Source organism: Halochromatium salexigens, assembly GCF_016653295.1.
GTDB lineage: Bacteria > Pseudomonadota > Gammaproteobacteria > Chromatiales > Chromatiaceae > Lamprobacter > Lamprobacter salexigens.
The window spans coordinates 1-17,126 of the sequence record NZ_NHSF01000018.1 but is presented as its reverse complement, the minus strand read 5'-3'; the positions used below and the strand labels follow the sequence as shown (position 1 = coordinate 17,126).

The following is a 17,126-nucleotide window of genomic DNA, read 5'->3' as shown; positions in this document are numbered from 1 at the left end:
AGCGATCGATCAGCATGCATCCCGCTTTCTTCTTTCCCGGACAGGGCTCGCAAGCGCTCGGCCTGCTGGCCGAACTCGCGGGCGCCCATCCGCAAGTCCAGGCCACCTTCGATGAGGCCTCGCAGATCCTGGGTCGCGACCTCTGGCAGCTCGCCCAAGAGGGGCCCAAGGAGGCCCTGGATCAGACCACGAACACGCAACCGGTGATGCTGGCCGCGGGGGTCGCGGTCTGGCGCGTCTGGCGCGAGCAGGGCGGTGCAATGCCCTCGGTCATGGCCGGGCACAGTCTTGGCGAGTACAGTGCGCTCTCTTGCGCGGGCGCACTGACCTTTGAGGATGCGCTGCGCCTGGTGGCCGAGCGAGCGCGTTTGATGCAAGCAGCGGTCCCAGAAGGGGCGGGCGCGATGGCGGCGCTATTGGGCCTGGATGACGAGGCGGTCGGCGACCTCTGTCGGACCCAGGCCCAGGGGCAGGTGCTGGCGCCGGTCAATTTCAACGCGCCCGGACAGGTGGTGATTGCGGGAGAGCGTGATACGGTACAGCGAGCGATCGAGGCCTCCAAGGCCGCTGGCGCGAAACGCGCGGTGCTGCTGCCGGTGAGCGTGCCTTCGCATTGCGCGCTGATGCAGGATGCCGCCGCGGACCTTGCCGCGCGGTTGGAGCGAACCGAGCTGCACCTGCCGTCGATCCCGGTGATCCATAATGTGACCGTGGAGACGGCCGAGTCGCCCGCGCAGATCCGCAGCCTTTTGGCGCAACAACTGTTCAGTCCGGTGCGCTGGGTCGAGACCGTGCAAGCGGTGGCCGAGCGGGGCGTGTCACTGGCCATCGAGGCCGGTCCAGGCAAGGTGCTGGCCGGTCTGAACAAACGGATCGACAAACGTCTGACGACCCTGCCCGTGTTCGATCCAGACGGTTTATCACATGCACTCGAGGCGAGCGCTCATGTCTGATTCCATGCTCGACGCAGAGATCGCCCTGGTCACCGGCGCCAGCCGTGGCATCGGGGCGGCCATCGCCAGCGAACTGTCGCGACTCGGCGCCAAGGTTGCGGGCACGGCGACCACCGAGGGTGGCGCATCTCGTATTGCCGCGCGTTTTGCCGACGCCGATAGCGCGGGGATTGGCCTCTGCCTGGATGTGACGCAGCCGACCTCGATCGAGGCCGCGCTCACCGCGGTCGAAGAGCAGCTCGGCGGGCGGCCGACCATCCTGGTCAACAACGCCGGGATCACGCGCGATAATCTGCTGATGCGCATGAAAGAACAGGAGTGGGACGAGATCCTGGACACCAATCTCTCGTCGGTCTTTCGCCTCTGCAAGGCCTGCATGCGCTCGATGACCAAGGCGCGCCATGGGCGCATCATCAACATCAGCTCGGTGGTGGGGGTCAGCGGCAATGCCGGGCAGTGCAACTATGCCGCCGCCAAGGCCGGTCTCATCGGCTTTAGCAAGTCGCTGGCGCGCGAGATCGGTCCGCGCGGGGTCACCGTCAATGTGGTCGCGCCCGGGTTCATCGATACCGATATGACGCGCGAACTGCCCGAGGCACAGCGCGAGGCGCTGCTCGGCAGTATTCCGCTCGGCCGGCTGGGGGCGCCCGAGGAGATCGCCGCCGCGGTGGCCTTCCTGGCCTCGCCGGCGGCGGCCTATGTGACCGGCCAAACCATTCATGTCAATGGTGGGATGCTGATGATTTGAAAAACAAATCATCATCGTTGGATGGGCTGGCTTGGCCTTCGTCGAGCTTTCGCCCGCCGTTGTTTGTCTCTAAAATGGCGCGGCCTCTCATCGAGAGGGTGACGTGTCTCCACATCCTGAGGGTTTAACAATCATGAGTAGCGTTGAAGAGCGGGTGCGTAAGATCGTTGTCGAGCAACTGGGCGTCAAGGAAGAAGAAGTGACCATGGATGCGTCATTCGTCGACGACCTAGGCGCTGACTCATTGGATACGGTCGAACTCGTCATGGCGCTCGAAGAAGAGTTCGAGACCGAGATCCCGGACGAGGATGCCGAGAAGATCACCAAGGTCAAAGAGGCCGTCGATTACGTCAACGCGCATCTCGGTTGAGTCGCCTGTTCATGATCACCGGGCGCGCCCAGGCGCGTCAGCCGTGATCTTTTGGGTTCCTACGCCGGGTTTGTCATGCCTTTGCGTGATCCGGCACTGGGCCTGTGATGTTTGGCGGCTGTCTGTCGCTATCTAGATTTGAGGGGTCATTCATGTCAGGCAGAAGGGTCGTTGTCACCGGACTCGGCATCGTCGCTCCGGTGGGTCTCGACATCCCGTCCGCTTGGGAGAGCATCCTAGCGGGACGGAGTGGCATCCAACCCATCACCCACTTCGACGTGAGCTCCTTTAGTAGCCGTTTTGGCGGCCCGATCTATGGCTTCGACGTCACCCAGTACGTCTCCAAGAAGGAGTCACGCAAGATGGATGCGTTCATCCATTACGGGATCGGCGCCGGGAGCCAGGCGATCGAGGATGCGGGCCTGGAGATCACCGAGGAGAACTGTCGGCGCATCGGTGTGGCGATCGGCTCCGGTATCGGCGGCATCACGGGGATCGAGAACAACTACGGTGCCTTCCTCGAGGGCGGGCCGCGCAAGATCTCACCCTTTTTCGTGCCCGCCAATATCGTCAACATGGTTGCCGGCGATCTCTCGATCAAGTACGGGCTCAAGGGGCCGAATTACTCGATCGTCTCCGCCTGTAGCACCGCCACGCACAATATTGGCGACGCGGCCTTCATGATCCGCAGCGGCATCGTCGACGCGATGCTCGCCGGCGGCGCCGAGATGGCGACCTCACCCGTGGGTTTGGGCGGCTTCGCGGCCGCGCGAGCACTCTCGACGCGCAATGATGATCCGCTGCACGCCAGCCGTCCGTTCGACAAGGACCGCGATGGTTTCGTGCTCAGTGATGGCGCCGGTGTCATGGTGCTGGAAGAATATGAGCACGCCAAGGCGCGCAATGCGCATATCTACGCTGAACTCGTCGGTGTCGGCATGAACTCCGATGCCTATCACATGACCGCACCGTCGCTGAGCGGCGAGGGCGCGAGCGAATGCATGTTGATGGCGCTCGCCGATGCGGGGATGGATCAATCCTCGGTCGATTACATCAATGCCCACGGCACCTCGACGCCAGCGGGCGATATCGCTGAAACCAAGGGCATCAAGCGTGCCTTCGGCGATGGGGCCTATCAGTTGGCGGTGAGTTCGACCAAATCGATGACCGGACACATGCTGGGTGCGGCCGGTGGCGCGGAGGCGATCTTCACGGTGCTGGCGATCCGCGATCAGGTGGCGCCGCCGACGATCAACTACGAGACCCCGGACCCGGACTGCGATCTGGACTATGTCCCGAACACCGCACGCGAGATGAAGATCGATCTCGCGCTGAGCAATTCGTTCGGCTTTGGTGGGACCAACGGCACCCTCGCCTTCAAACGGCTCTAGTCGGGCGCCGTCGCGTTCGTTGCCTCGCCACCGCTGCCTCGTCAATGGCGAGGCGCGCGCGGATCTCGATGTCTCGGATCGGGGCCTCGCCTATGGAGACGGCCTGTTCGAGACCATCGCGATCCGCGCCGGTCGCCCTTGCTGTTGGCTCGCTCATCTCGATCGGCTCGCGCGCGGTGCCGTGCGGCTTGGGCTGCCGGTGCCATCCCCGGCCCGGCTGAAGCAGGAAGCCACCCGGCTCGGTGACGGTGTCGAATGCGGCATCCTCAAGATCATCCTCACCCGCGGCCCTGCGGCGCGCGGATACCGACCGCCGCCTGAGCCCAAGCCCACGCGCATCCTGATGCTCACTGAGCAATCGCCGCCAAGCATCGAGGCCAGGATCAGCGACCGCGCGGCCCGCGTCCGCGTCTGTCAGACCCGGCTCGGAATCAATTCCCAACTCGCCGGTCTCAAGCACCTGAATCGGCTCGAGCAGGTGCTGGCGCGCTCGGAATGGGCGGATGCCAGCGCCGATGAAGGCCTGATGCTGGATGCCGAGGGCAGGCTGGTCTGCGGTACCATGAGCAACCTGTTCCTGATCGATGAGGACGGTGTCTTGCAGACCCCGCTGATCGACCGCTGTGGCGTCGCCGGGACGGCGCGCGCGCGCGTCCTCGACGACGCCCGCGCGGCGGGCCTCGAGGTTCGCGAGCGGCGCCTCGCACTGACCGATGTGGTTCGCGCGCGCGGGGCCTTCCTGACCAATGCGGTGATCGGCATCTGGCCGATCCGTACCGTCGAGGAGCATGCGTTCGAGCTGTCCCGGCTGCCCTGGACGTTGCTCGAACGCGTCCACGCTCGGCTTTTGCAACCGGAGCTTGAGTGGTGAGAGCCTTTTTTGCGGCTGTGTTGTCCCTGATCCTGGTCGGCGTTGCCCTCTTCGGGGTGCTCTGGTTCGAGTATCAACGGTTCCTGGCGCGCCCAATCGAGCTTGGCGCCGCGCCGCCATCGCAGGTACTGGGCGAGACATCGGGCGCGGCACGGGCCGAAGCACAGACGGGGCCACGGGTCTTCGAGATCCGCCTCGGCACCCGGTTGCACGAGCTGGCCCATCGGCTGCGCGATGAGGGACTAATCGATGATCCTTATTTCTTCATCGCCCTGGCCTATCAAGAGCAGCTTCAGGGGCAGATCAAGGCCGGTGAATATGCGCTGACCACGGGCATGCGGCCATTGGAGCTGCTGCGATTGTTCGCCCGTGGCCGTTCGATCCAGTACCCGGTCACCCTGATCGAGGGCTGGACCTTTCGCGAGGCGGTGGAGAGCCTTGCCGATCATGACAAACTGCAACACGCGCTGGCAGATCTCTCGGAGAGCGAGATCATGCAGCGAATAGGCATCGACGAGCCGCATCCCGAGGGCTGGCTGTTTCCCGATACCTACCTGGTCGCGCGCGCGAGCACCGATGTCGCGGTGTTGAAGCGCGCGCACGAGCGGATGCAACAGGTGCTGAACGAGGAATGGGAGCAGCGCGCCGAAGGGCTGCCGCTCGAGACGCCCTACGAGGCCCTGATCCTCGCCTCGATCATCGAGAAGGAAACCGGCTTGGCCGAGGAACGCCCGGACATCGCCGGCGTCTTCGTCCGCCGGCTGCAGCGCGGGATGCGCCTGCAGACCGATCCGACCGTGATCTACGGCATGGGAGAGGCCTATGACGGCAACATCCGCCGCGCCGATCTGCGTCGAGCAACGCCCTACAACACCTATGTGATCGACGGCCTGCCGCCGACTCCCATCGCCTTGCCCGGGCGCGAAGCCATCCATGCCGCCCTGCACCCGGCCGATGGCGAGACGCTCTATTTCGTCTCGCGCGGCGATGGCAGCCATCATTTCTCGCCCACGCTCGAGGAGCACAACTGCGCCGTGCGCCAATATCAGCTTGGGGGTCGCTGCCACCTGATCGAGGAGGCGCCCTGATGACCGACATGTACGCCGGCGCATCCAGATCCGACGCGTCGCTCGACGCCTCGCCGTGTGCTTCCGGGGCCAAGGATCGCGGTCGGTTCATCACGCTCGAGGGCGGCGAAGGTGCCGGTAAGTCGACGCAGCTCGCGCGCCTGGTCGACTGGCTGCGAGGACAGGGGATCGATCCTGTCGTCACCCGCGAGCCCGGCGGAACCCCGGCGGCGGAGCGGATTCGCGGATTGCTGCTCGATGCCGCCCAAACCGGGCTGAGCACCGAGGCCGAACTGTTGCTGATGTTCGCGGCGCGGGCTGATCATCTGGCGCACTGTATCGAGCCCGCGCTCAGCGCCGGCCGGTGGGTGATCTGTGACCGGTTCACCGATGCCACCTACGCCTATCAGGGGGGTGGGCGCGGGCTAGAGCAGGCGCGGATCGCTGAACTCGAGCGGTTCGTCCAACGCGGGCTGCGGCCCGATCTGACCCTGATCCTCGATCTGCCCGTGGCCAGTGGACTGGCGCGCGCGCACCGGCGCTCGACCCCGGATCGGTTCGAGGTCGAGGATCTGGCCTTCTTCGAGCGTGTGCGAGCGACCTACCTGGAGATCGCCGAGCGCTGCGCCGAGCGCGTGTGTCTGATCCGCGCCGATCAGAGTGAGGAGGCGGTCGCCGCCGAGATGCGGGCCTGTCTCGCCGAACGCCTGCTCGCGGGCCGCTGATTGGAGATGGCGCAAACGCCCCCATCTGATCCGTTGTCGGAGCCATTACCGCCCTGGCTGGAGCCGGTCTGGCAACGCTTGGCGCGCGCGCATCATCAGGCACGGCTCGGGCAAGCGTTGTTGATCACCGGCCCGCTGGGGGTCGGTAAGCGACGGCTCGCCGAGCGCCTGGCGGGATTGCTGCTCTGTCGCGCGGATGACCTCGATGCCCGCCCCTGTGGCCTGTGTCGCGAATGTGTGCTGTTGCGTGCCGGCCATCACCCGGATCATCTGCTGCTGGCGCCGGATGCCGAGGCCGCCAGCGCTGAGATTCGCGCCGAGCAGATCCGTCAACTCTGCGCGCGCGAAACCTTGACGCCGACGCGGGGTGCGGTGAAAGTCCTGACGCTGGTGCCGGCCGATGCGATGAATCCGTTTGCCGCCAATAGCCTCTTGAAGACTTTGGAGGAGCCGGTAGCGTCGACCGTCTGGGTGCTCGTCACCGAGCAGCCGCAGCGCCTGAGCCCGACCATCCGCAGTCGCTGCCAGCGGGTCAACCTCCCGGTGCCGGCCGAATCAGCGGCCTTACCCTGGCTGGAGGCGCGTCTTGCCGAGCAGGCCAAGGCGCCAATGCCGCATGCCGCGCCCCATGCCGCGCACTGTCTCGCGCTGGCCCATGGGGCACCGTTTCGCGCCCTGTCGCTGGCGACGACGGAGGCCTTGGCGCTGCGCCAGCGGCTCATCGATGACATCATGGGCGTGGCCCGGGGCGAGCATGATCCACTCGCCGTGGCCAATGAATGGCAACGGCTCGATGCGTTGGCGGTGCTCGCGGCCATGACCGATTGGCTGACCGACCTCTTGCGCGTGGCGGTCGATCCGACACTGACGCGACTGATCAATCCAGATGCGCGGCGCGCACTGAACGCGCTAGCCGAGCGAATCGAGCCAGCCGCCGGACACCGGCTGTTGCAGCGGTTGCTTCAGGCCCGCGCGATTGTCGAGGCGCCGGTCAACAAGCAACTGCTGTTCGAGGCCCTGTTGGTACGCTGGGCTCAGCTCGCATGGATGCGGGGGCATAACAGATTCCGCGCCGAGGTCTAGATCGAGAACAGAGCGATGTCAGCCGAGCAGGTCGATAGGCGAAGCCACATCCTGAGCCTGGTCATCAAGGATCGGCCGGCGCTGCATGCCGCCTACATGCCGTTCATCAAGAACGGAGGGCTGTTCGTACCGACGAGCAAGCCCTATCAGCTCGGTGACGAGCTGTTTCTACTCGTGCAGCTCTTGGATAAGCCAGACCGTATCCCAATCGCCGGCAAGGTGGTCTGGGTGACACCGGTAGGGGCTGAGGGGAATCGAGCCACTGGCGTTGGTATCCAGTTCAACGTGCAGGATAAAAATGATATTTGCCAGGCTTTCGAGCAATGCCTGTCTGAAGGAACCGATACCCAACGCCCGACTCATACGCTGTGAGGACATGCCCCACAGCCTGCTCTCCCCAAGGTGATTCATTGATGTTCGTTGATTCTCATTGCCACCTCGACCGGGTCGATTTGACCCCCTATCAAGGCGATTTCGATGCGATGCTGATGCAGGCCCGCGAGGAGGGCGTGCAACACATGCTCTGCGTCTGCATCGACCTTGAGCACTACGAGGCGATGTGCCAGCGCGTGAGCGACTATCCGGATATCTCGGTCTCGCTCGGCGTCCACCCAAACGAACAGGGCGGCCAAGAGCCGTCCGTCGATGAGCTGGTTCGGCTTGGTGCCGATCCAGCCGTGGTCGCGATCGGCGAGACCGGACTCGACTACCACTACAATGATGGCGACCTCGGCTGGCAGCGTCAGCGTTTCGAGGCCCATATCGAAGCCGCGCGCAGACTCGCAAAGCCCCTGATCATCCATACCCGGGATGCCCGCGAGGACACCATCGCGCTGATGCGCGCCGCCGGCGCCGAGCAGGCCGGTGGCGTCATGCACTGCTTCACCGAGACCTGGGACATGGCCAAACAGGCTCTGGATCTGGGGTTCTATATCTCTTTTTCCGGCATCCTCACCTTCAAGAACGCCGATGCGTTGCGCGAGGTTGCGCAGTCGGTCCCTCTTGAGCGCCTGTTGATCGAGACCGATTCTCCCTACCTAGCGCCAGTGCCGTATCGAGGTAAGAAGAATGAGCCGCGCTTCGTCTCCCATGTGGCAACGCGGATTGCGACGCTACGCGGTCTCTCGGTCGAGACCCTCGCCGAGATCACCACCGAGAACTTCTTCAGGCTCTTTCGTGCTGCTCGGCCCGCCGAGTAGTCACGCGGTTGAAGGGCGGTCGATGCTTGATTGACAGCCCGCATGGCGCTCACGGCGAAGGCTTCACAACGGGGCTCACGGCGTAGCGTCGTCGAGATTTGCGAGGCGTTCGCTGATCTCCCAGACGCGCGCGTTAGCGGCTGGATCGCGCACCTGAGCCGGCATCGTGATCACGCGGCAATCGCCGAAGTATTCACCGCTGATCTCAGCCACCTCGGGTGATTCAAGCAGGTACATCACGCGTTCGGCGGCTTGCTCAGGTTGTGCCAGCGCCCAGCCAACCAGCAGACTGACCGATTGCCAGAACAGTCCCTGGGCGCCGTCGGTACCGCCAAGGTTGGATTTGAACACGCCGGGAAACACGCAGTTGATGGTGACGCCGCTGCCCTTGATGCGCTTAGCGAACTCGCGTGTGAAATGCAGCATCCCGAGCTTCGACTCGACATAGGCGCGCATCATGCGGAACGGTCGACCCTCCCAGTTCAAATCGCCGAGTTCCATGGCCTCATTGATGCGGGTCCCCACGTTGACGATCCGGGCGGGCGCGGCGGCCTTGAGTTGATCGAAGAGTAGATTCGTCAGCAGGAACGGCGCTAGGTGATTGACGGCCAGCGTGCATTCGATGCCATCTTCGGTCAGGCAGTATTTCGGAAAGGCGGTGCCGGCGTTATTGACCAGAAAATCCAGTGTCGGCGCGCGCTCCCTGACCTCGGCGGCGAGTTTACGGACCTGGGCTTGCGACTTTAGGTCCGCGAGCAAAAGCTCGAGGTGCGTGTTGCCAGTGGCGGCCTCGAGTTCCGCGCGGGCTGCCTCGCCGCGCCGCGGGTCCCGGACGACCATCAGCACGCGTGCGCCCCTCGCCGCGAGCGCACGCGAGACCGCCTTGCCAAGGCCGGAGTTAGCGCCTGTTACGAGGGCGGTTTTTTCTGCTAGATCCATCGAAGATCCTCTTGCGGTCGGTCAGTCGAGTAGGCTGTCTTTAGCTGCGGATGTCGGTCTTGCTGTCTCCAGGTCAATGCCATCGGGCAGAGGCGGCGGCTTGACGGGGTGCCGCCGGAATGAAAACGCGTTATCGCATGATGCCGATCATGGTCGCATTGTCTATTGTTGATCGGCGTCAATCGAGACACCCTCGCCCGAGAAGACAACCCGCATGTTGATGTTCTGCAGCTCGGTGAGGACGTCCGGGTTCTCTTCGATATCGTAGATCCACGCGGCGGTGCGACCATCAACCTCGGTGGCATCCGTTTCGATGATCTCGGTCGGGACCACGACCCGACTGGCAATTCGCATACCGGCGAACATGGTCGCCATCTGCTGCAGCATCTGCGTTTCCATCTCGCTGTCGACGTCATCCTCGCTGGCATTGGCGTCGCCACCGGCCTGCGTTAACACATAGTTGCCCTCGGCATTCCTGGCCAGGGAGACCTCATTACTCTCGAAGAGGTCGGTCTGCTGGAGCGCCGCGAGGCTATCGAAGGCCATTTTGATGTCCATATAGCGCCAGCCGTCGATGGTTTCCGAGGTTGCGGACAGGAGCTCGACGCCGTCGAGCCCCTTGGCTTCGAACTCCTCGCGCACCTGGGCTTCGTCAAAGTTCATGTCGAACGGGGTATCGGCGTCCATCTCCATTGCCTTACCGCTATCCTCGCCCATCGCCTCCGCCATCTTTTCCATCGTCTCGAGCTGAGCGAGCGCTTGCCCGGACATGCCATAGCGCATATCCAGCACGCCGGAGCCGTCCTTGTTCAGGGTCAGGGTCTGGTCGATCTTGAAACAGCCGGTGAGCGCAAACGCGACGGCCAGCACGCAGAACAAACGCAGGGTACGCATCTCGATCTCCAAGTGAAAATGAGCGCAAGACCATCCTATGTTCGCGAACAAAAAGCAAGCCTAGGACCGACGGCGCGCAGCATTGACGCCGGACGTGACCACTGGGCATAAAAGCCGGTAAACTTAACCCCATGGTCGGACCTGTGCGGCCATTTTTCTCGCGCGGGTGGCGGAATTGGTAGACGCGCTGGATTTAGGTTCCAGTGGGTGATCCCGTGGGGGTTCGAGTCCCCCCTCGCGCACCAAAACAAAAACGTCGTGGCGGCACCATGCCCCAAGATCGATCCCCTGTTCCATCCCTTGATTTCTCTAGCGCCGCTCTCCCTAATAGCCCCCTGCCGATTGGTCTCGGTTCAGATGCGCCCTCTGTCTTGATGGCACTTTCTCGACCCTCAACTGTCGAAACAGAAGCTGCCTTAGGTTTCGGATCGGCGGTAAAGTCGATCGCTGTCGATTCTGGCGTGTAAATGTCCATGAGGAATCGCAAGGAAAGTAGCCTTCGAGGAGTCGGGCCACAATAATCAGGATCGATCCAACGTGATCGCGTCCTCACAACAACAGGTCACAGAGCCACCAGGCTTAGGTGACACGCGAGCCCGTCAACGGGCCGAAAAGGAGTGCAAATGAACGACACGAACAGCTTCAACGAGTGGGTCGCCAGCCTTGAACGGGGTGATTGCGGGTTTACCTATGTCCGCTTCTACGCCGATGCGCCGGCGTGGGTCCGCAACGAGGCGGTCAATCGCTTCGGCAAGGGCACCGTGTTCCTGCCGCCCCGCCAGAATCGGATGCTCAATAGCGCAGCGGCCTGAGCCAGAGACCAGCCAGCCAGAGACTAGCCAGCATCTGGCCGCGCCCGACTGACCCCCCTGCCGAGCCCTCAAGGCTCAGTCCAGTTCCTCGCTAGCGACGCGCGCTTCGGGCACCCCAGCCTCAAGCAGCGCCGAGACGACGGCCTGAATGGCGCTACTCGGACCGGCAACATAGTAGCGATTGCCTTGGAGGTTCTCGAGATCGGATTCCAGCAGCGCCAGCAGGTCGTCACAGACCGCGTCGACCAGCGGCGTGAAGGCGAAGTTATCAAGCGTTTCGCGCAGCGCCCGGCACCAAGGCTGATGGTTGTGTATGCGCGGCGCCGACACCGACCAGTACAGATGGAAGGCCTCGATGCTATCGATCGAGACCGCATGCTCGATCAGGCTTTTGATCGGCGCGATGCCATCCCCGAGGGCGATAAACACCGCCGGCTCGGTAGCATCCTCGACAAGTACAAAGTCCCCGTAAGGGCCCGTCAGGGTCACCGGCTGACGCGGCGTGACGGTCTCGAAAACGGCTTGGCTGAAAGCGTCGTCGCCTTGCCGGACCGTAAATAATAGGTTACGTCCATTGCAGGGACAGCTTGCGATCGGCAGCTCGTTGATCACGCCATTCGCAAGCTGTAGCCGGGCGCGCTGACCGGCCATGAATCTGAGGGTATTGGTGCGCGGTGTCTGCACATGGAGCAGCATTAGGCCGCCGGACTGCGGTTCCAGCTTGCGGATCTGGGCTTGGATCTTCTGCTCCGGCAGATCGGCTGGCGAATGCGCCTCGGCGGCTTCCAGCTGCAGATCGGTCACCGCGGTGTGGGAGCAGGTGAGCAGATAACCCATCTGCTTCTCGCGCTCGCTCAGTACATAGTCGTGTTCGCGTAGCCGATAGACCTCACCAGTGACCAAGCGCGCCTTGCATTCGCCGCAGTTGCCGCTAGCACAGCCGTAGTTCAGCAGCAGACCCGAGCGGACCGCAGCTTCGAGAATGGATTCGTTGCCATCGACAAAGAACTCGTGCCCGGAGGGGATCATCTGCACGCTAGCTGACATAATGCGCAGGAAGCTGTCTTTCGCAAGGAGTTGGGTCTGTGCCGCCTCGACCGCGCTCTCGGCAAGGGCCGTGCGACGCGTTTGCAGCCATGCGCCGAGGTCGCGCACAGTCTCGGCTGAGAGGTCTGGAGTACCAGGCTGATCGCCAGTGCCGAGCGCAAGGTCGTCGAGCCGTGTGCGCACCTCATCGAGCAGTTGCTCTAGGGCCTCGACGCGCGCGACACGTTGCACTAGCGCCTCGGCCAGCGCCTTGATGCGCGTGATCAGCACCTCCTGACTTGGCAGGCGCGTCTCCTCGTCATGGCTTTGCGGTAAGGCCTCGGCCTTGATCTGCTCGACCCGTTCGAAATCATCACTCTTCTCGAGGCTGACGCTGGGATAGACGCGCAGCAGATCGCTGATCGCGACCTGACCCTCGAAGGTCTGCATCTCGCCGTGGCGGATGCGCTTTTGGATCTCGGCGCGGGTGACGCCGGCGAGGCGTGCGGCGCGAGAGAGGCTAAGCAGCTCGGTCATCTCAGAACAACCGGTTGAGTCCGTTCAGGGCCGCGACCCGATAGGCCTCGGCCATGGTCGGATAGTTGAAGGTGGTCTCGGCGAAGTATTCGAGGGTGTTGGCGTTGCCAGGCTGCGACATGATCGCCTGGCCGATATGGACGATCTCCGAAGCCTGCTCGCCGAAGCAATGGATGCCGAGAATGGCCTTGGTCTCGCGGTGGAACAAGAGCTTGAGCATGCCGACCGTGTGGCCAGTGATTTGGGCGCGGGCGATGCTCTTGAAATGGGCTTGGGCGACCTCGTAGGGCACCTTCTCGGCGGTCAGCTCGCGCTCGGTGCGACCGATCGAGCTGATCTCGGGGACCGTGTAGATGCCGGTTGGGAATTCGTCGATCAGCGACCAGTCACAGTGGCCATCGGCGATCACGGCGCCGACAAAACGGCCTTGATCGTAACTGGCGCTGGCTAGTGCGGGCGGGCCAGCAACATCGCCGACCGCGAAGATGTGCGCAATCTCGGTGCGATAGGACTGGTCGATCTCGAGTTGGCCGCGGCTGTTGGGCGTTAGCCCGATCGCGTCCAGGTCCAAGGCCTCGGTGTTGCCGCTGCGACCATTGGCCCAGAGCAGGATATCGGTCTTGAGCTTCTTGCCGGACTGGCAGTGCAAGACCACGCCCTCGTCACTAGGCTCAACGCGTTCGTAGGCCTCGTTGTGGCGGATGACTACACCTTGCTCGCGCAAGTGATAACTGAGCGCGTCGGTGATCTCGTTGTCAAGGAAAGAGAGCAGCCGCTCGCGGGTGTCGACCAAGTTTATCTTCACATCCAAGCAGGCCATGATCGACGCATATTCGCAGCCGATAACGCCAGCGCCATAGATGGTCAGGCTGCGCGGGGTGTACGGCAGGCGCAGGATTGAGTCGCTGTCGAGCACACGTGGATGGCTGAAGTCGACATCCGGTGGATGATAGGGGCGCGAACCGGTGGCGATGACGATGTGCTCGGCCTCGATCCGCTCGACGACACTATCCGGACGGCGCACCTCGATCTGGTGCGGATCGACGAAGCGGGCCTGGCCGAACAGCAGCTCGACACGATTGCGCTGATAGTAGCGGTAGCGGGTCTGCACCTGATGGTCGATGACTGAATCGGCCGCGTGCAGCAGATCGGGGAAGGCGACCTCGACCTGATCGCGCGTATGTTGGAACAGCGGATTGCGGCGATAATCAGCGAGCATCTGGATCGAATGCCGCAAGGCCTTGCTCGGGATGGTGCCCCAATGCGTGCAGCCACCACCGACCTGGTCGTGAGCCTCGATCACGGCAACGCGCTGTTCGGCCTTGGCCAGCTTCATCGCCGCGCCTTCGCCGGCCGGTCCGGTACCGATCACGATGCTGTCGAAGGTTCGTACTGCCATGCTGCCTCTACCTCGGCGCCTTATGGGGCGCGGCCTGCCGTAAACGCTCAGGTTAGCACAGGCCTTTGGCTCGGCAGGCCGCCAAGCGCTTTTGCTACGGCGAAAGCACGCACAAGGCGGCGGGTTGAATCTCGTACAGGAGCGGGGTCTTGAGTCGCAGGCGCTCGCCATCGTTCATCACCACCAGCTCATGCTCGTGCCGGGTCTCGACACGCAGTGCCCGCGCCTGTTGTTGGAAGATGCGCGGATCATGCGCCCAGTCGCCTTGCATCAGCCGCAACGCGAGTCGCGGAAGCTCCCACAGCGGCCCTTGGTGAACTCCGTAGAGGCCGAGCTGGCCGGCGTCGAGGCGGTCGCGGCTTGGGTGGGGCCGGACGATCGAGCGGATCGGGTTGTTGGTAATCACCAGCGCGCGCGTCTCGACATTCAACTGCTCGCCATCGAGCCAGATGCGCAGACGGTGGTATGGATAACGCCAGAGCAAGAGTAGCGCCTTGCGCAAGAATCGCAAGGTAGCCCATAGCGGCCCACGGCCGCGCATCGCCTCGCGGGTTCGCGCCAGCGCCGTGGTCAGGCCGATCATCGAGGCACAGAGGAACGGCTCACCGTTGACCCAGCCGACATCGATCGCGGTGATCGCCGGGTCATCGGCCAACGTGTCAACCGCAGCCTCGGGCTGCAGCGGGATGTCGAGATCCCGAGCCAGGAGATTGGCCGTGCCAAGCGGGATGATGCCGAGCGGGACCGAATGCCCAAAGAGCTGCGAGGCGACGGCTAGGACCGTGCCGTCGCCGCCGAGCACAAAGACCTGCTCGCTTCCCGCCGCCAGTGCGGCCTGCAAGCGTTGCCGCCAGGGGGGAGCCGCCTGGTCATCGCCAAAGGCGATCGTGCTGACGCTCAGCCCTTGGGCACTCAGGTGCTCGCTGAGGCGATCGGCGAGGGCGGCGACCTGAGGGGCGCCGGCGCCCGCGCGGTGGTTGACGACGATGACGGCCTGAGACATGGTTTAATGCTTGGGTTCTTAAATCGACTGGAGACAGACAGGTGCTTGGTATTGAAGTTGGCGGCCTGCTTGGATTGTTACACCTGATCGTTGTGATCTACGCCTTTATCAAGATCGTCCAGAGCGGCGCTGGCACCTTGGCCAAGGTGCTTTGGATCGTCGTGATCCTCTTGCTGCCGCTCGTCGGTTTGATCATCTGGTTGCTGTTTGGACCGAGCTGAGTCGCTAGCAGGGAAGTCGTGCTGCGGTTCCCCCTGGAGACGCACCGTTTCGCGTGCCCCGAGAAACCGCGGGCCTTGGCCGGTGAGGAGGTCGAGCACTGCGGCGCTGCGGGCTAGGATCTCGCGGGCGCGCACCCTGACATAACCGAGATGCGGCGGATCGGCTGCAGCAAAGCCGTGCGCGTTGAGCCCGAAGCGCCGGGCCAGAAAGATCGCCCGCGCCAAGTGAAAGCGCTGACTGACCACCAGCACCCGATCCAAGCCGAAGACCTCCTTGGCCCGCACCATCGAATCTAGGGTGCGGAAGCCGGCATAATCGAGCGTGATGTGCTCGCCGGGCACGCCGAGCGCCATCAGATCCCTCTGCATGGCGATCGGCTCATTGTAATAGCGGGTCGCGTTGTCGCCGCTGACCAGGATGCCGAGCACCCGCCCACTGTGGTAGAGCGCGGCCGCAGCCTCAATGCGGGCCTGATAGAAGCGGTTTGGTTTGCCGCGCTGCCCGCGCGAGGTGCCGAGGATCAATGCGACCTCGGTCGGCTCGACCTCGTCAAGGGTCTCGGTGATTGCGTCGCGGGTTGCGAGGGAGATCCTGAGATCGACCAAAACAAGCGCTGCCAGCATCCCGACGAGGCCAAGCACCAGGAACAGCAGGCCGCGACGCAGCCATTGGCGCCAGCCCTTTACCGGTCTCCTGAGCAGGCGCGCGCGGTTGGTCCCGGGTATTAACGGTTTGCCAGCTGGTCGAGGCCCATGCTCGGGCATGCTTGGCGGCAAGTAGCGCGACTGTCTCTAGGGGAGCGGCTTCGGACCATCTTCTTCCTTGGACTGCTCGATCATCCCGTCGATCTCTGGCAAGTCTTCCGTGGGCAGCTCGCTAGGGTCGATCGTGACCGCGCTGCGGATCTTCTCGGCTTCCGTGTCGTTTTCCGCCTCCTCGCTCTGGCGTTCAACCGCCGCCTCCGCCTTGCAGGTCTCGGCGAAGCATTGGGCGAGCTGGTCCATGATGCACCCGGTTGCGTGGATGTTGGCATCCGCGGCTGGATGCTGGAGCAACACCTGATTCATAAACTCATCGTTAGAGATATCACCCTGATAAAGTGCACTGATCAGCCCGTCGAAGGCCTGGTTCTTGCCAAGCAGGGCGCCGACCGTGCTGTCGCCGATACTCATCGAACCGCAGCCGGCTCGTGCCATGTCCCGAAAGCCAGACTCCGTAGGACGGTGAAAAGGGTTGCCAATGTAGACCGACGGATCGGTGACCTTGCCCTCGGTCGCGCAGCCGCCAAGCGTGACGATAAGCACGACGAGGAATGCGACCGGTGCCAACAGCCAGGAGGATTCGCGCGCTCGGCGGGCTAGAGACCTATCGCGCTTCTGAAGGACGTCGTTTGGCTGAAAGCGCTGGCGCTGTGGCTGAGGCATCGGTGCTCCTTGTGCGGCTGTTCCGCAATCTTCGTACTGTTCGATGCTGCATTGTAACGACATCTGATAGGACTGAGCGATGTCTTGTCGCTCGTGTTGGCCTTCGCCGAGTTGGTGATGGACGCGCTGCCCCGTGGCCAGCGCTCGCCCCCGGCGCTGGTGGTGGAGGTGACCGAGACGACGTTGATGCAACACCCGGGCGTACCGTCGGATATTCTGACACCGGATGTGCCTAAAGCGCGTTTGGTCTCTCGGTCGGCGATTTGACTGCAGGGCGAAACCGTTCTGACTCTGACTGACCAGCAGTTGAGGGATTTACCCTCGATTCTGGACAATTCCCTTCGTCTGGTCCAAACTGCCCGCCACTGTTGGTTGGCGAGGTAGCGGCGTGAACGTGCACGACATCACCCTGCGCCCGGTCGCGCACGAGGAAGAGCCGCGCTTCAAAGCGCTGCTTGATGCG

General features: G+C 63.4%; 19 protein-coding genes, 1 tRNA gene and 1 pseudogene. 14 read left to right on the top strand and 7 right to left on the bottom strand.

Going from position 1 to position 17,126, the window contains the following annotated elements:
• Nucleotides 1–14 precede the first annotated feature (14 nt).
• The 10 genes from fabD to CCR82_RS03125 all read left to right on the top strand — a co-directional run bounded on the left by fabD (nt 15) and on the right by CCR82_RS03125 (nt 8,407).
• Nucleotides 15–953: an ACP S-malonyltransferase gene (gene fabD / locus CCR82_RS03170; RefSeq protein ID WP_201243908.1), complete on the top strand. Its 939-nt coding sequence runs from the start codon at nt 15–17 to the stop codon at nt 951–953.
• 4 nt (nt 954–957) lie between these two features.
• Complete coding sequence (fabG, locus tag CCR82_RS03165; RefSeq protein ID WP_201243938.1) at nt 958–1,701, top strand: 3-oxoacyl-ACP reductase FabG; 744 nt, start codon at nt 958–960, stop codon at nt 1,699–1,701.
• A gap of 133 nt (nt 1,702–1,834) precedes the next feature.
• The gene (gene acpP / locus CCR82_RS03160; RefSeq protein ID WP_200240133.1) at nt 1,835–2,071 is read left to right on the top strand and encodes an acyl carrier protein; all 237 of its coding nucleotides are present in this window, start codon (nt 1,835–1,837) and stop codon (nt 2,069–2,071) included.
• A gap of 152 nt (nt 2,072–2,223) precedes the next feature.
• A complete protein-coding gene (fabF, locus tag CCR82_RS03155) occupies nt 2,224–3,462 on the top strand; it encodes a beta-ketoacyl-ACP synthase II (RefSeq protein WP_201243907.1) in 1,239 nt (412 codons plus the stop codon).
• A gap of 19 nt (nt 3,463–3,481) precedes the next feature.
• Nucleotides 3,482–4,333: an aminodeoxychorismate lyase gene (gene pabC / locus CCR82_RS03150; RefSeq protein WP_201243906.1), complete on the top strand. Its 852-nt coding sequence runs from the start codon at nt 3,482–3,484 to the stop codon at nt 4,331–4,333.
• Entirely contained in the window at nt 4,330–5,421 is a 1,092-nt protein-coding gene (gene mltG, locus CCR82_RS03145; RefSeq protein WP_201243905.1) for an endolytic transglycosylase MltG, read from the top strand. The genes pabC and mltG overlap by 4 nt, the downstream gene beginning before the upstream one ends.
• A gap of 8 nt (nt 5,422–5,429) precedes the next feature.
• Nucleotides 5,430–6,125 carry a dTMP kinase gene (tmk, locus tag CCR82_RS03140; RefSeq protein ID WP_201243937.1) on the top strand — a complete coding sequence of 232 codons (696 nt, stop codon included), beginning with the start codon at nt 5,430–5,432 and terminating at the stop codon, nt 6,123–6,125.
• A 6-nt stretch (nt 6,126–6,131) separates the two neighbouring features.
• Nucleotides 6,132–7,208, top strand: a complete 1,077-nt coding sequence (locus CCR82_RS03135; RefSeq protein WP_201243904.1) for a DNA polymerase III delta subunit-related protein — start codon at nt 6,132–6,134, stop codon at nt 7,206–7,208.
• A 15-nt stretch (nt 7,209–7,223) separates the two neighbouring features.
• A complete protein-coding gene (locus tag CCR82_RS03130; protein WP_201243903.1) occupies nt 7,224–7,580 on the top strand; it encodes a PilZ domain-containing protein in 357 nt (118 codons plus the stop codon).
• A 41-nt stretch (nt 7,581–7,621) separates the two neighbouring features.
• Nucleotides 7,622–8,407 (top strand): TatD family hydrolase, encoded by a 786-nt coding sequence (locus tag CCR82_RS03125; protein ID WP_201243902.1) that lies wholly within the window; start codon nt 7,622–7,624, stop codon nt 8,405–8,407.
• A gap of 75 nt (nt 8,408–8,482) precedes the next feature.
• On the opposite strand, the gene CCR82_RS03120 is transcribed toward CCR82_RS03125, so the two are convergent.
• Nucleotides 8,483–9,346 carry an SDR family NAD(P)-dependent oxidoreductase gene (locus CCR82_RS03120; RefSeq protein WP_201243901.1) on the bottom strand — a complete coding sequence of 288 codons (864 nt, stop codon included), beginning with the start codon at nt 9,344–9,346 and terminating at the stop codon, nt 8,483–8,485.
• 162 nt (nt 9,347–9,508) lie between these two features.
• The gene (locus tag CCR82_RS03115; RefSeq protein WP_201243900.1) at nt 9,509–10,240 is read right to left on the bottom strand and encodes a hypothetical protein; all 732 of its coding nucleotides are present in this window, start codon (nt 10,238–10,240) and stop codon (nt 9,509–9,511) included.
• A gap of 160 nt (nt 10,241–10,400) precedes the next feature.
• Between CCR82_RS03115 and CCR82_RS03110 the strand changes: the two genes are divergently transcribed.
• Together CCR82_RS03110 and CCR82_RS03105 are read left to right on the top strand one after the other, a co-directional pair.
• Nucleotides 10,401–10,485: transfer RNA gene (locus tag CCR82_RS03110), tRNA-Leu, on the top strand.
• Between the two features lie 378 nt (nt 10,486–10,863).
• Nucleotides 10,864–11,052 (top strand): hypothetical protein, encoded by a 189-nt coding sequence (locus tag CCR82_RS03105; protein ID WP_201243899.1) that lies wholly within the window; start codon nt 10,864–10,866, stop codon nt 11,050–11,052.
• A gap of 75 nt (nt 11,053–11,127) precedes the next feature.
• Here CCR82_RS03105 and CCR82_RS03100 read toward each other — a convergent pair whose 3' ends face one another.
• The 3 genes from CCR82_RS03100 to CCR82_RS03090 all read right to left on the bottom strand — a co-directional run bounded on the left by CCR82_RS03100 (nt 11,128) and on the right by CCR82_RS03090 (nt 15,017).
• Nucleotides 11,128–12,615 carry a 2Fe-2S iron-sulfur cluster-binding protein gene (locus tag CCR82_RS03100; RefSeq protein WP_201243898.1) on the bottom strand — a complete coding sequence of 496 codons (1,488 nt, stop codon included), beginning with the start codon at nt 12,613–12,615 and terminating at the stop codon, nt 11,128–11,130.
• Nucleotide 12,616: 1 nt separating this feature from the next.
• A complete protein-coding gene (gene sthA / locus CCR82_RS03095) occupies nt 12,617–14,014 on the bottom strand; it encodes a Si-specific NAD(P)(+) transhydrogenase (protein WP_201243897.1) in 1,398 nt (465 codons plus the stop codon).
• Nucleotides 14,015–14,108: 94 nt separating this feature from the next.
• Nucleotides 14,109–15,017 (bottom strand): diacylglycerol/lipid kinase family protein, encoded by a 909-nt coding sequence (locus tag CCR82_RS03090; protein ID WP_201243896.1) that lies wholly within the window; start codon nt 15,015–15,017, stop codon nt 14,109–14,111.
• A 41-nt stretch (nt 15,018–15,058) separates the two neighbouring features.
• On the opposite strand from CCR82_RS03090, the gene CCR82_RS03085 reads away from it, so the two are divergent.
• Nucleotides 15,059–15,238, top strand: coding sequence for a PLDc N-terminal domain-containing protein (locus CCR82_RS03085; RefSeq protein ID WP_201243895.1), 180 nt, complete (start codon nt 15,059–15,061; stop codon nt 15,236–15,238).
• Nucleotides 15,239–15,415: 177 nt separating this feature from the next.
• Here the strand turns inward: CCR82_RS03085 and CCR82_RS18430 are convergent.
• Together CCR82_RS18430 and CCR82_RS03080 are read right to left on the bottom strand one after the other, a co-directional pair.
• Nucleotides 15,416–15,862 (bottom strand): annotated as a pseudogene (locus CCR82_RS18430) (SanA/YdcF family protein); the annotation flags it as partial.
• A 168-nt stretch (nt 15,863–16,030) separates the two neighbouring features.
• A complete protein-coding gene (locus CCR82_RS03080; protein WP_201243894.1) occupies nt 16,031–16,567 on the bottom strand; it encodes a hypothetical protein in 537 nt (178 codons plus the stop codon).
• Between the two features lie 180 nt (nt 16,568–16,747).
• Here CCR82_RS03080 and CCR82_RS03075 point away from each other — a divergent pair, with 180 nt between their 5' ends.
• Entirely contained in the window at nt 16,748–16,930 is a 183-nt protein-coding gene (locus CCR82_RS03075) for a hypothetical protein (RefSeq protein ID WP_201243893.1), read from the top strand.
• Nucleotides 16,931–17,126: the final 196 nt, after the last annotated feature.